This is a genomic window from Rhizobium laguerreae (assembly GCF_002008165.1).
GTDB classification, from domain to species: domain Bacteria; phylum Pseudomonadota; class Alphaproteobacteria; order Rhizobiales; family Rhizobiaceae; genus Rhizobium; species Rhizobium laguerreae.
This window is the reverse complement of record NZ_MRDM01000011.1, coordinates 55,962-68,756: the sequence shown is the minus strand read 5'-3', so window position 1 is coordinate 68,756 and position 12,795 is coordinate 55,962. Positions and strand designations below refer to the sequence as shown.

Here is a 12,795-nt window from a genome sequence, read left to right as displayed (position 1 = left end):
GAATGACGGTCAAGCGCCTCTGCCGTGCGGCGTCGATCGCGCTCTGTATCGCAGCCGGCGCTTCCTCGTCATGGGCCGGCGACGACGTGCCTGTCATTAGCCGGCAAATCTCCGATTTCAGGATCGGCTCTTCGGAGACGCAATTAGGATCGCTGGAATTTCTCGGCGGGCTGGAGATGGTCTCCAGCAGAGCGCTATTCGGCTCGCTCTCCTCCATCCGTTTCCGGCCGGACCAAAAACATTTCGTCGTCGTGCTCGATACCGGCCAGTGGTTGACCGGCGGCATCGAGCGCGACGTCAAGGGCAGGCTTTCCGGCCTTTCGGATGTCGAGATCACGCCGATGAAGAACAGCGCTGGGCGCAGCTTCGAAGGCAAGGGACATATGGATGCCGAGGGCCTGGCGCTCGACGGCGACCGGATCCTGGTCTCCTTCGAGCAGGCTCATCGCGTCGATGTCTATCCCGATCCCGGCTTTGCCGGCTCGGGAGCGATCGCCACTTTGCCGATCCTGATCCCCCTGAGAATGCTGAGCGACAACCGCGGCATCGAAACCATCACCGCGGCGCCGGCATCCAGCCCGCTACGGGGCGGCGTGGTCGTCGTTTCCGAACGGGGTCTCGACAGTGACGGCAACCGGCTGGCGGCCATTCTCAGCGGGCCGCTGAAAGGCCGTTTCTCGGTTAAGCGGGACGGCAGCTTCGACATCACCGACGGTGCCTTCCTGCCGAACGGCGACCTGCTGCTGCTGGAGCGCCGCTTCAACATGGCCGAAGGCATCGGCATGCGTCTTCGGCGCATCAAGGGCGCCGACATCAGGCCCGGCGCCGTCGTCGACGGCGACTTGCTGCTGGAAGGCAATTTCAACTCGCAGATCGACAATATGGAAGGGCTCGATGCCTTCCAGGCCGCCGACGGCACGACCCATATCATCCTGGTATCGGACGACAATCATTCGATCCTGCAGCGCAATCTGATGCTGGAATTTCGGCTTTCGGAAGAGGCCGCGTGGTCAGCGTCGAATTCCCAGAAGCGGAATTGATCCAAGCCATCGGCCCGAAAATCGGAATCGATTTTCGGAAAGCACGATGCCTAGATTCAAAATGTTAGAGCGTCCTTTGTGCGTCCAAAAGGACGCACGGCGCTCTAGACGTCAGACTGACGTCATATGCCTCGGCTATCCCTGCGGCATCGACAAAGCAGCCTTCGGAGGGAAATTCATGGCGCATATCCATCTCATGGGCGCGTCCGGTTCCGGCACGACATCGCTCGGCCGTGCGCTTGCCGAAAAGCTCGATATCACCCATCTCGACACCGACGATTTCTTCTGGTTGCCGACCGATCCGCCGTTCACGACGCCGAGGAATGCCAACGAGCGCATCCGGCTGCTCCTCGATGAGGTGGCGCGGCATGACGGCTGGGCCCTTTCCGGATCCACGCTGAAATGGGGTGGGCCACTGGAACCGCTTTACGATCTGATCGTGTTCCTTAGGATCGACCCGGAGCTTAGAATGGCGCGCATCCTTGCGCGGGAGATTGCCCGATACGGCGACAGAATCAGGCCGGGCGGCGACATGGCCGTAAAAAGCGGGGAATTCCTGGAATGGGCGGCGAGTTACGATACGGCCGGTCCCAAACGCCGCAGCCTTGCGGCACATGAGCAATGGCTGGAAACACAGACAGCGCCGGTGCTGCGGCTCGATTCATCGCTAGGTATCGACGATCTGACGGCAGAGGTGCTGCTGCATCCGGCCCTCGCCGCCGGCGCGGTCCGGCGGCGTCCGTAACTTCAATTAGCTGGCGCGAGCAGCCCGCATCGGCCGCAGCACGTTCATCAGCGCGCCGTAGGGCAGCAGCATGACGAGGCCGACGATCATCTTCACAGCGAAATCGCCGATCGCCCAGGAAATCCAGCGTGGAGCCTCGGTGGCGAAGACACCGAGGATGGGGGCCGCTTCCAGCGCAAAGGGATCATTCGGGCCGAGGAAGATGAAAAAGGCGGCGAAGGACAGCGAGAAGAACATCACCGTATCGAGCGCCGAGCCGATCAGCGAGCCGACCAGCGGCGCGCGCCACCAGGCCTGGCGGCGGAGGCGGTTGAAGACGGCGATATCGAGCAGCTGGCCAGCGAGATAGGCCGAGCCGGAGGCGATGGCGATGCGCGGCACCGAGGTGAAGAAGGAGAGCGTCACGCCGACGACGAAGCCGGCAAAGACGACCTTGCGGGCTGCCTGCGGGCCGAACTGGCGGTTGGTCAGATCGGTGATGAGGAAGGCGATCGGATAGGAGAAAGCGCCCCAGGTCAGGATGTCCGCGAGGTTGATGCCGGCGACTTCGGCGTTCAGCGGAAACTGGACGAGGAAGTTGGAGGCAACGACGACGAGCGTCATCAGCGCGACATAGGCAATGGTATAGCGGGTCTTCAGCATTTTTTATCCTGGGTGATGCCACCAGTTGGAGGAGCAAACCGGCAAAGCAAAAGGCTTGTCCGGTATTATCCGTTCAAGCCTTTTGAAGCCGTATGAAAGAAGGGCAGAAGCTTACGCGGCAGCAGCAGCTTCAGCGGTCTTCTTGGCGATCTGACGGCGCAGCAGGCGAGCGCGCATCGACAGTTCGTTTTCGCTGGCCTTCAGCAGAAAGGCATCGAGGCCGCCACGATGCTCGACGGAGCGAAGAGCGGCAGCAGAAACGCGAAGACGATAACGCTGGTTGAGAGCGTCGGAAATCAGCGTTACCTGGCACAGGTTCGGCAGGAACCGGCGCTTGGTCTTGTTGTTGGCATGGCTGACATTGTTACCAGTCAGGACGGCCTTGCCGGTCAATTCGCACACGCGGGACATGGAACACCTATTCTTGTTTTTCTCGGGCCATCGAATTGCCATTCCCGGCAAAGCCAGGCGCGCAATCCAACGGGCATGATTGGAAAGTTGCGGTTCTATAGTCAGACAGGCTGCTCGCGTCAAGCCAAACCTTGGCCTTTCCCGCAATTCTGTCAAAAAGCTGCTGTTTTCTTCCCTTCGCGGCAGGAGTATAGAGCGCTCAGCAAGGGCCTGCCAGCGCGCAGCAAGACAAGGCTTTTTCCATGGCTCATTCGGGCAGACGGATTTTCATTTCGGCCATCGCCGCACTTCTTGCCATACCGGCATCGGCGGCCGAAATTCAGCATCGGACGGAATACCGGGTGGCGCTCGCCGGCCTGCCGATCGCGCGCGCCGCGTTCCTGACGCAGATCGAGGACGATCACAGCTACAAGATCGCCGGCGACATCAATTCTGCCGGTCTTGCCGATCTCGTCACGACGATTTCGGCCAAGACCAGCGTCACCGGCATCGTGCGCAAGAACAGGCTGCAGGCGTTGAAATATTCGCTCTACTACAAGAGCGGCAAGAGGAAGGCCCGCGTCTACGAGGTCAGCTACCGCAACGGCAACATCATCTCGGCGACGACAACACCGATGCCGAAGCGCCCGAAGAACTGGGTCGACGTCACGCCGCGGGACATGCGCTCGGTGCTCGATCCCATCTCCGGCCTGATCTTCACCGGCGATACCAAGGTCTGCTCGCAGACGCTGCCGATCTTCGACGGCGAGACGCGCATGGATCTGGTGCTGTCGCCGAAGGGCGACGAGGATTTTTCCACCAATGGCTTCAAGGGCAAGGCGACCGTCTGCGGCGTGCGCTTCGTACCGCGCTCGGGCTACAAGAAAGGCCGCAAGGACATCGACTATCTCAGCAAGAGTAACCGGATGGAAATCTGGTTTGCCAAGTCGGACGCGGCAAATGTATACGCTCCTGTCTATGTGCGCATTCCAACCGAATATGGAATGGTGACGATCACTGCCGTCAAATACGGCAGCAACAGCTGACGGGGCTTCTGCCTCCGTGAAAGGGGGGACAGGTGAAGCTTCGCGCGACGTTGATCGGTTTTACGGCCACTCTAATGTGGTCGTTCCTGGCGTTGCTCACCGCCGCCTCCGGCAAGATGCCGCCGTTCCAGCTTTCGGCCGTCTGCTTTGCGATCGGCAGCATTCCCGGCCTTGTGGTTCTTACCTTCAATCCCTCGCGGCTGGCGCTGCTGAAGCAACCGGCCAAGGTCTGGATAACAGGCATTGCGGGGCTGTTCGGCTACCATTTCCTCTATTTTACCGCGCTCCGGAACGCGCCGGCGGTGGAGGCGGGACTGGTCGCCTATCTCTGGCCGCTGCTGATCGTCGTCAGTTCGGCACTGCTGCCGGGCGAACGGCTGCGCTGGTATCATGTGGCAGGTGCGCTTGCCGGACTTTGCGGCACCTTCCTGATCGTTAGCCGCAACGGCATCGATTTCGACGGCGCCTATGCCATTGGTTACGGCGCTGCCTTTCTCTGCGCCTTCACATGGTCCGGCTATTCGCTGCTGACGCGGCGTTTTGACGCCGTCTCCACGGATGTCGTTACCGGCTTCTGCCTTGCGACCTCCATCCTGTCGTTCTTCTGCCATCTCGGCCTGGAGACGACCGTCTGGCCGGCAACGGGTTTCGAGTGGGTCGCCGTCGCCGGGCTCGGGCTCTTTCCGGTCGGTGCTGCCTTCTACGCCTGGGATTACGGCGTCAAGAACGGCGACATTCAGATTCTCGGCGCGGCAAGTTATGCCGCGCCTCTGCTTTCGACGCTGATTCTGGTGCTGTTCGGATTTGCCGAGCCGAGCTGGCGCATTGCTCTCGCCTGCCTGCTCGTCACCGGCGGAGCAGCGCTCGCCGCACAGGACATGTTCCGCCGCAAGAGCCAGGCGCAGCCTGCTGTGGCGGAGTAGGCCTTAGAACAGGATGAGACAGTTAGAGCATGATGTCGCCCGAAAACCGCTCACATTTTTCGGCATCATGCTCTAGCCGCCGGGCTTCCAATCGGGCGGCGCCATCTCGAAGCTCGAAAATTCGAAGCCGGGCGAGACGGTGCAGCCGACCAGGGTGAAATCGCCAAGGGTTTCGGCCGATTGCCACCAATTGGCGGGAATGATTGCCTGCGGCCGCTCGCCGGCAGGGAGATTCGTTCCGAGCGTCAGGGTCTCGCTTGCCGTTCCGTCTCCCGAGCGGTGCAGCGAGAGCGGCGCGCCGGCGTAATAATGCCAGACCTCGGCGGCGTCATGGACGCGATGCCAGTGCGAACGCTGTCCCCTGGTCAGCAGATAATAGATCGCCGTCGAATGACCGCGTTCTCCGCCCGCCTTGTCACGGAATGTCTGTACGTACCAGCCACCTTCTGGATGCGGCTGCATGCCGAGTTCGCGGATGATGTCCTCAGGCGACATCAGAAATGGTCCTTGCGCTTGCGGATCTCTGCAAAGACTTCCTCGTTCGTCTTGCCTTCCATCACCAGATTGCGGCGGATCGCCGGATCGGCGGCGCGCAGGAACGGGTTGGTTTCCTTTTCCAGCCCCAATGTCGTCGGGATGGTGAATTTGCCGTCGGCGCGCAAGGTCTCGATCTCGGCGGCACGGCTCTTGAGGCGCTGATTGTCGGGATCAACAGTCAGCGCGAAGCGGGCATTGGACAACGTGTATTCATGGCCGAAATAAACGGCGGTCTCATCGGGCAGCACGGCGAGTTTCTGGAGGGAATGCCACATATCGGCGGCCGGGCGTTCGAACAGCCGGCCGCAGCCGAGCGCAAACAGCGTGTCGGCGGCAAACAGCAGCTTATCGTCGACGAAGTGATAGCAGATGTGGCCGGCGGTGTGGCCGGGCGTTTCGATCACGTTGACCGTGTGATCGCCGAAAAGGAAGCTGTCGCCATCGGCCATCGCCCGATCGAGGCCAGGAATGGCGACGGCCTCGTTGATCGGGCCGATGATCTCGCAGCCGAACTGCTCCTTCAGCGCCAGGTTGGCGGTGACATGGTCGGTGTGATGATGAGTGGTGAAGATATGGGTGATTTTCCAGCCGCGACGTGTCGCCGCTTCCAGGATCGGCGCTTCCTCGGGTGCATCGATCGCCGCGGTAAAGCCTGTCTCCGGATCGTGCACGAGAACGCCGAAATTGTCGGTGCGGCAGAGAAAAACGTCTAATTCCAAAGGTTTCATCGTTCAATAATCCCTTATCCCAGGAGTCTCGCGGAAATGTAGAGGTTCCGGCCTTGAAGTCCAACCGCCCGCTGATAACATTTGTCGCAATGCACGCCGATATCGTCGACTTACGCCAGTTCTATCACTCCGGGCTCGGACGTCTTGCCGAGCAGTCGATCGCCATGGCGCTGTCCTCGCTCTGGGTGCGGCTGCCGCAGGAGCGTCTGGTCGGCCTCGGCTATGCCGTGCCCTTCCTCGACCGCTTCCAGGCCGATACCGAGCGCACCTTCGCCTTCATGCCGGCCGGGCAGGGTGCGGTGAACTGGCCGATGGGCTTGCTCTCGACGACGGCGCTGATTTTCGACGAGGAACTGCCGCTGCCGGACTCCTCGATCGACCGGGTGCTGATGGTGCATTCGCTGGAATTCGCCGAAAGCCCGCGCGAGACGCTGAAGGAGCTCTGGCGGGTGCTGGCGCCGGGCGGACGGTTGGTCATCGTCGTGCCGAACCGGCGCGGCGTCTGGGCACGCATGGAGCATACGCCCTTCGGTTCGGGCCGGCCCTATTCTCGCGGTCAGTTGACAAATCTGCTGCGCGAGACGAACTTCACGCCGGGCGCGACGGCTGAAGCGCTGTTCTTCCCGCCTTCGAAGCTCAGGACCATATTGCGCCTGCGGCGCGCCTTCGAGCGGATCGGCCGAACGCTTTGGCCGGCCTTCTCGGGCGTCATCATCGTCGAAGCGCAGAAGCGGCTCTATCAGGGCCTGCCGGTTGCGGCGCGGGCCTCCCGCCGTGTCTTCGTGCCGGTTCTCGCGCCTCATGGTGTGCCGACCACACGTAGTAGATGACGTCGCTCCCGGTGGTCTCCACTGCTTGTGTCACGCCCATTGCTCTCGACAACAATCGCATTCCGCTTTAATGCCACTTGGTGTTTTTCAGCCCGGATTTCCGGCAATTCCAAGGTCGAACCCATGAGCGTTGAGATGAGCAAGCCCGTTCCGCGTCCCGGTATTCTCGATATCGCAGCCTATGTGCCGGGCAAGGAACATGCGCCGGGTGTCGCCCGCGTCTACAAGCTTTCGTCCAACGAAACGCCGCTCGGCGCCAGCCCGAAGGCGATCGAGGCCTTCAAGGCGGTTGCCGACAATCTGGGGCGTTATCCTGACGGGCAGGCGATCGAACTGCGCGAGGCGATCGCTGCCGTGCACGGTCTCAATCCGGCAAACATTCTCTGTGGTAACGGCTCCGACGAGCTGCTCGGCCTGCTCTGCCATGTCTATCTCGGCGCCGGCGACGAGGGCATCATCACCGAGCACGGCTTTCTCGTCTATAAGATCCAGATCCTGGGCGCAGGCGCCACGCCTGTCGTCGTCAAGGAGAAAGACTATACCGTCGATGTCGATGCGATCCTTGCCGCGGTGACGGAGAAGACGAAGATCGTCTTCATCGCCAATCCCGGCAATCCCACAGGCACCTATGTTTCTGTCAGCGAAATCCGCCGCCTGCAGGCCGGACTGCCGAAACATGTCGTCCTGGTGCTCGATGCCGCCTATGCCGAATATGTGCGCCGCAATGATTATGAAGCCGGCATCGAGGTCGTATCCTCCAATGCCAATGTGGTGATCACCCGCACCTTCTCGAAGGCCTATGGTCTTGCGGCGCTGCGCGTCGGCTGGATGTATGCGCCCGCCGAGATCGTCGACGCGCTGAACCGCGTGCGCGCGCCGTTCAACTTGAACGCACCGGCGATCGCTGCCGCAGCCGCTGCCATCCGCGACCAGGCCTTCATCCAGCAGGCGGTCTCCTTCAACCAGATGTGGGTGGAGACGCTGACCCAGGCGCTCGAAGCGATCGGCCTGAAGGTGACGCCGTCCGTCGCCAATTTCGTCCTCATCCATTTCCCCGAGATCGACGGCAAGCGCGCCGCGGATGCCGACGATTTGCTGACGAGCCGCGGCTATATCCTGCGCGCCGTGCGCGGTTATGGCTTCGCCAATGCGCTGCGCATGAGCATCGGCCCCGAGGAGGCAAATCGCGGCGTGATTGCCGCGCTCACCGAATTCATGGGTCATCAGCCATGAGCGTGCAGTTCGATCGTATCGCGCTGATCGGCATCGGCCTGATCGGATCGTCGCTCGCCTATGACATCAGGCGGCTTGGTCTTGCGAGGGAGATCGTCGTCGCCACACGCAGCCTCGATACGCTGAAGCGCGCCGAAGAGCTTGGCCTCGGCGATCGCTACACGACGTCGTCGCAGGATGCCGTCAAGGACGCCGATCTGGTGATCGTCTCGGTGCCGGTCGGCGCTTCGGAAAGTGTGGCGAAGGAGATCTCGGCAAACCTGAAGCCCGGGGCTATCGTTACCGACGTCGGTTCGACAAAGGCCTCGGTCATCGCGCAGATGATGCCGCATATGCCTGATAATGTGCACTTCATCCCCGGCCATCCGCTGGCAGGTACGGAGAAATCCGGGCCGGATGCCGGCTTTCCCGGCCTCTTCGAAGGCCGCTGGTGCATTTTCACGCCGGTCGCCGGCACCGATGAGGCGGCGCTGAAGCGGCTGCGCAGCTTCTGGGAAGCGCTGGGCTCGAAGGTCGACGAGATGGATGCCGAGCATCACGACAAGGTGCTCGCCATCGTCTCGCACCTGCCGCATATCATCGCCTACAATATCGTCGGTACGGCTGACGATCTGGAGACGGTGACGGAGTCGGAAGTCATCAAATATTCCGCCTCGGGCTTTCGCGATTTCACCCGCCTTGCTGCGTCCGACCCGACGATGTGGCGCGACGTCTGCCTGCATAATCGCGATGCGATCCTCGAAATGCTGGCGCGGTTCTCGGAGGATCTCGCCTATCTGCAGCGCGCCATCCGCTGGGGCGAGGGTGACAAGATTTTTGAACTCTTCACCCGCACACGCGCCATCCGCCGTTCGATCGTCCAGGCGGGCCAGGATGTCGACGCGCCGGATTTCGGCCGCCACGCGCTGGATAAGAAGTAGCAGCCCGCGATGGTGGAAGTGGCAAGCGCTGGCCAGGCGGATATGGACTGGCTGGTACGCGAGGATGCTAGCGCCGGTGAAGCGTGGGTATCGCGCTGTGTCTCGCTCGGCGAATATCTGGTTGCCAGGGAGGCCGGCGAGATCGTCGGCTTCCTGCGCTTCTCCCGTTTCTGGGGCAGGGTTCCCTATATGGAAATGATCCGCGTCCTGCCCGGCTACCGCCGGTCGGGCGTCGGCACGACGCTGTTTCTCGCCTGGGAGAAAGCCATGCGCGACGACGGCGCCCGCATGCTGATGACGTCGAGCGAATGCGACGAAAGCCGGCCTCAGGACTGGCATCGCCGCAACGGATTTTCGGAGACCGGCGCGATCGAGTTGCCTGGTCTGCAATTGGTGCCGGAAATCTTCTTCATCAAGCAAATAGCCTGAAGCGCATCGCGTCGCGCTATGCATACCGTTATCCCAAACCTATAGACACTTTTGGGCGAGATGCATCAGATCGGTGGAATCCGCCCGAGCGGGATGAAACCGCTGACGGTGGCATTGCCACGATCGATGACGAGATCGACAGAGACCTTGTCGCCGCCGCCGGCAAGCGCCTTCAAGAGCTTCGTTGCCGTGTTGACGGTCGAGGCGATATCCGGAAAGGCCTGTTTCAGACTGTCCCCCCAGGGGCCGAGCTGTTCGATCTCCAGCTTGAATTTTCCCGAGAGGAAGCCCTGCTCGTCGAAGGAGAAGGGGCCGGTGAGCGTCATAACCTTGCCGTCGCCGATGTCGGCGACGATGCGGCGCAGGTCGCCGGTGGCACCATTCAGGCCGTTCCGGTCACTGCCGTCGATCAGGCCGGCCTTGCCGGCGACGGTCAGGTCGATGCTGGCAGACAATTTCGGAAAGATCTGCGGCCAGTCCTTGATCGCCGTCTTGGCGTCCTGCAGGGAGATCGCACCGTCGAGATCGGCGCCGTTCTGGCGCAGATGGATTTCGGTGCGAGCCGCATCGAAGCTCATGGTCTGGCCGCTGTAGGAGGAGACGGCCATCGCCTTCAGACCCTCGATGACGGTCGAGCTGCGGTCGACGCCCTGCAGCCTGGTCGCAAGGCTCGCCTGCAGGTTCGTCCATTGGGCCGAGATCGAAAGGCCGTTGCTGGTGCGGATTTCGGCCGGCGAATCGAGTTCCCAGACGATATCGCCGGGCGCATAGACCTGTGCTGCCGAGCGCAGCGCGCCGAAGGTGGCGGAGACGCCGTTGACATTGTCGTCGACGTCGATCTTGGAGCAGAACAGGCCGATACGGAAGGGATAGCCGCGGAATTCGATATCGGAGCATTCACCGCTGACGCCTGCCTGATCGCGCGGCGCGATCGCCTTCAGCACCGTGGTCTTCAACGCCGACGCCGCATAGAACCAGCCGCCGGTATAAAGCGCGATCGCCAGGAGGATGCCTCCACCCAGCAACCAGAATTTCTTGCCGCTGCCTGATTGGCTGCTGCCGGATCGGCTTGACGCTGCCATGATGTTCTCCAATGGTGAATCGCAAATGTGATTCCGGTCTGGCGTGCGATATGGACGAATTTTGGGTATTTGGCTACGGTTCGCTGATGTGGAATCCGGGCTTCGAGTTCATGGAGCGGGCAGAGGCCCTGGTCTACGGCTACAGGCGTTCGCTCTGCGTCCGCTCCTTTGTCCATCGTGGCACACGCGACAATCCGGGCCTGGTTCTCGGCCTCGACAGGGGTGGTGCCTGCCGCGGCATGGCTTTCCGCATTTCGCCTGAAAAATGGGATGAGGTGATCGATTATCTCCGCGCCCGCGAGCTGGTGACCAATGTCTACCTGGAGCGCCGGGTGCGGCTGCAGCTTGCAGGCCGGCGCCGGGTCGATGCGATCGCCTACATCATCGACCGCGAGCATGAGCAATATGCCGGCGCACTCGATGCGCTTGCGGCGGCGCGGGTGGTGAACGAAGCAAAAGGCCAGTCTGGTCCGAATGACGCCTATGTCTTCAACACGCTGACGCATCTGAAGCAGATGGGCATTTGCGACCATTGGCTGGAGCAGGTCGTCAACGAAGTGGAGCGGCTGCGCGCCGCCTGATCTCAGCCAATTGCCGCGTTCAGCTTTCGCAGCTCGACCAGCCTTTCGACCGCCGTCGGCGGGAGCGGCAGATGCGGATTTTGGGCGACGGTTTCGAGCAGAAGCTCGTCGCTTGCCCGCTCCGATACCTCGATCAGATGGGCAAAAAAGGCGTCCGGATCCATTCCCGGCATGATCGGCGGCAGGATCTTCACCTTGAAATGGCCGGGATAACGACGAATGCTCCGCCGAGGCCAGAAGAGGCCGGGATGCATGGCGATCGGCACGACGGGGAGGTTAAGGTCGCGGTACATGCGGGCGATACCGTATTTATAGAGCGGTTCCGCACCCGGCGGACGGCGGGTGCCCTCGGGATAGATGATGAGCTGGCGGCCGGTTGAAAGCTCTTCCTTCGTGCGCTTCAGCACTTCCACCATCACCTTGCCGCGGGCGCCGCGATCGACCGGGATCATGCGCTGTTTCTTCGCATACCAGCCGAAGAGCGGAATCCACATCAGTTCGCGCTTCAGGATATAAACCGGATCCTTCAACCAGGGCAGCAGCGCGTAGGTATCCCAGAAAGACTGGTGCTTCGGCGCTAGGATGTAACTGCCATCAGGCAGGTTTTCCAGGCCCTCGATCTCGAAGGTGGTGCCGACGATCACTCGCATCAGCCAGTGGTTGGAACGCGCCCAGTTCTTCGGAATCGCATAGGCGATCTTGCGCGGCACCACGAAATAGTAAGGCGAGAGCACGATCATCCGGATGATGAGGTTGGCGTAGAAGATCGTGTTGAAGAGAACGGAACGCAGGGCGATCATGAAACTTTCCCGAGGCATGCTCACGCGACCGGCCTACACGATATTGCCCGCCATAAAAAGCGTTTGATGCTGCCCTGATGTAAAAGCTCAGTCTGAGGCCGGTACGCCTGCCGAGCGCAGCCCGGTGTGGCGGCCGAAGCCGGTGATGTTGCGGGCGCCGGTCAGCAGCACTTTCACATATTCGGCCAGCATGACACGCATCGCATTCGGATCGGTGAACCAGTTGCGGCTCTTCAAATCCGAGTTGACCACGGGATAAGCGATGAACTCGATGTCGGGATCGACATAGGAGAGCTCGGCGAGGCTTCGCGGCATGTGGTAGTTGTTGGTGACGATCAGAACGCTGCGGTATCCCTTGGCGTGAATCCAGTTCGAAGCTTCCTCGGCATTGCCGATGGTGTCGATCGCATCGTAGCCGATATCGACACAGCAGGAGAAGAGATCGGCCGGGCCCTGTGTCATCTTGCGGATCTGTGCCGGCGTCGTTGTCGGGTGGGCGCCGGAAATGAGCAAGCGCTTGCCGGCGCCCTGCTGCAGCAGCTCCACGGCCTGGTCGATGCGCTGGTAACCACCCGTCAGCACCACGATGGCATCCGCCTTCGGTTCGGCCGGGGGCTTCAGCGTCGTCACGGAATCGGCAAAACGCAGAAAACCTCCGAACACCAAGGCGATTGCCAGCAAGCAGGCAAAGCCGCCCCAGCGCAGCAGGCGGCGGATCGGCCCGCGCCGCGGCGGCAGCAAACCTGCCGGGCGATCAAGCTCCGGGTCCTGATGAATCGGGTTGGGTGTCGTGTGTCCCATCGTCATGAATCGTGATTATACGCTGATTGCGGCGCGGAACAGACGCTTTCATGGCAAAACCGCACGGT

The 12,795-nt window shown here is 61.6% G+C and carries 16 protein-coding genes; 9 read left to right on the top strand and 7 right to left on the bottom strand.

Translation table 11 applies throughout. The annotated features are described in order from the left end of the window. The first annotated feature begins 2 nt into the window (after nucleotides 1-2). On the top strand, nucleotides 3-1,040 hold the full coding sequence (locus tag BS630_RS12880) for an esterase-like activity of phytase family protein (RefSeq protein ID WP_077978069.1): 1,038 nt from the start codon (nucleotides 3-5) through the stop codon (nucleotides 1,038-1,040). A 178-nt stretch (nucleotides 1,041-1,218) separates the two neighbouring features. Continuing rightward, nucleotides 1,219-1,785 (top strand): ATP-binding protein, encoded by a 567-nt coding sequence (locus tag BS630_RS12875; RefSeq protein WP_077977778.1) that lies wholly within the window; start codon nucleotides 1,219-1,221, stop codon nucleotides 1,783-1,785. 6 nt (nucleotides 1,786-1,791) lie between these two features. On the opposite strand, the gene BS630_RS12870 is transcribed toward BS630_RS12875, so the two are convergent. Continuing rightward, entirely contained in the window at nucleotides 1,792-2,427 is a 636-nt protein-coding gene (locus BS630_RS12870) for a VUT family protein (RefSeq protein ID WP_077977777.1), read from the bottom strand. 111 nt (nucleotides 2,428-2,538) lie between these two features. Then, a complete protein-coding gene (gene rpmB, locus BS630_RS12865; protein WP_027666808.1) occupies nucleotides 2,539-2,838 on the bottom strand; it encodes a 50S ribosomal protein L28 in 300 nt (99 codons plus the stop codon). Nucleotides 2,839-3,080: 242 nt separating this feature from the next. On the opposite strand from rpmB, the gene BS630_RS12860 reads away from it, so the two are divergent. Both BS630_RS12860 and yddG read left to right on the top strand, forming a co-directional pair. Beyond that, nucleotides 3,081-3,863, top strand: a complete 783-nt coding sequence (locus BS630_RS12860) for a DUF3108 domain-containing protein (RefSeq protein ID WP_077977776.1) — start codon at nucleotides 3,081-3,083, stop codon at nucleotides 3,861-3,863. 32 nt (nucleotides 3,864-3,895) lie between these two features. Next, on the top strand, nucleotides 3,896-4,786 hold the full coding sequence (yddG, locus tag BS630_RS12855; RefSeq protein ID WP_077977775.1) for an aromatic amino acid exporter YddG: 891 nt from the start codon (nucleotides 3,896-3,898) through the stop codon (nucleotides 4,784-4,786). A 72-nt stretch (nucleotides 4,787-4,858) separates the two neighbouring features. Here yddG and BS630_RS12850 read toward each other — a convergent pair whose 3' ends face one another. Together BS630_RS12850 and gloB are read right to left on the bottom strand one after the other, a co-directional pair. Next, on the bottom strand, nucleotides 4,859-5,281 hold the full coding sequence (locus tag BS630_RS12850) for a cupin domain-containing protein (RefSeq protein WP_077977774.1): 423 nt from the start codon (nucleotides 5,279-5,281) through the stop codon (nucleotides 4,859-4,861). After that, complete coding sequence (gene gloB / locus BS630_RS12845; RefSeq protein ID WP_077977773.1) at nucleotides 5,281-6,051, bottom strand: hydroxyacylglutathione hydrolase; 771 nt, start codon at nucleotides 6,049-6,051, stop codon at nucleotides 5,281-5,283. The genes BS630_RS12850 and gloB overlap by 1 nt, the downstream gene beginning before the upstream one ends. 53 nt (nucleotides 6,052-6,104) lie before the next feature. On the opposite strand from gloB, the gene BS630_RS12840 reads away from it, so the two are divergent. From BS630_RS12840 to BS630_RS12825, 4 genes are all read left to right on the top strand, one after another. Beyond that, nucleotides 6,105-6,881, top strand: coding sequence for a class I SAM-dependent methyltransferase (locus BS630_RS12840; RefSeq protein ID WP_077977772.1), 777 nt, complete (start codon nucleotides 6,105-6,107; stop codon nucleotides 6,879-6,881). 135 nt (nucleotides 6,882-7,016) lie between these two features. Further along, nucleotides 7,017-8,114: a histidinol-phosphate transaminase gene (hisC, locus tag BS630_RS12835; RefSeq protein ID WP_183594565.1), complete on the top strand. Its 1,098-nt coding sequence runs from the start codon at nucleotides 7,017-7,019 to the stop codon at nucleotides 8,112-8,114. Next, nucleotides 8,111-9,034, top strand: a complete 924-nt coding sequence (locus BS630_RS12830; protein WP_077977770.1) for a prephenate/arogenate dehydrogenase family protein — start codon at nucleotides 8,111-8,113, stop codon at nucleotides 9,032-9,034. Before hisC ends, BS630_RS12830 begins: the two co-directional genes overlap by 4 nt. Before the next feature lie 9 nt (nucleotides 9,035-9,043). Beyond that, entirely contained in the window at nucleotides 9,044-9,463 is a 420-nt protein-coding gene (locus tag BS630_RS12825; RefSeq protein WP_077977769.1) for a GNAT family N-acetyltransferase, read from the top strand. A 65-nt stretch (nucleotides 9,464-9,528) separates the two neighbouring features. On the opposite strand, the gene BS630_RS12820 is transcribed toward BS630_RS12825, so the two are convergent. Beyond that, nucleotides 9,529-10,545: a DUF2125 domain-containing protein gene (locus tag BS630_RS12820; RefSeq protein WP_077977768.1), complete on the bottom strand. Its 1,017-nt coding sequence runs from the start codon at nucleotides 10,543-10,545 to the stop codon at nucleotides 9,529-9,531. A gap of 50 nt (nucleotides 10,546-10,595) precedes the next feature. Between BS630_RS12820 and BS630_RS12815 the strand changes: the two genes are divergently transcribed. Then, entirely contained in the window at nucleotides 10,596-11,126 is a 531-nt protein-coding gene (locus tag BS630_RS12815; RefSeq protein WP_077978068.1) for a gamma-glutamylcyclotransferase, read from the top strand. 2 nt (nucleotides 11,127-11,128) lie between these two features. Here the strand turns inward: BS630_RS12815 and BS630_RS12810 are convergent, their stop codons facing one another. Then, nucleotides 11,129-11,926: a lysophospholipid acyltransferase family protein gene (locus BS630_RS12810; protein WP_077977767.1), complete on the bottom strand. Its 798-nt coding sequence runs from the start codon at nucleotides 11,924-11,926 to the stop codon at nucleotides 11,129-11,131. Nucleotides 11,927-12,013: 87 nt separating this feature from the next. Further along, nucleotides 12,014-12,727, bottom strand: coding sequence for a YdcF family protein (locus BS630_RS12805; protein ID WP_077977766.1), 714 nt, complete (start codon nucleotides 12,725-12,727; stop codon nucleotides 12,014-12,016). Nucleotides 12,728-12,795 lie beyond the last annotated feature (68 nt).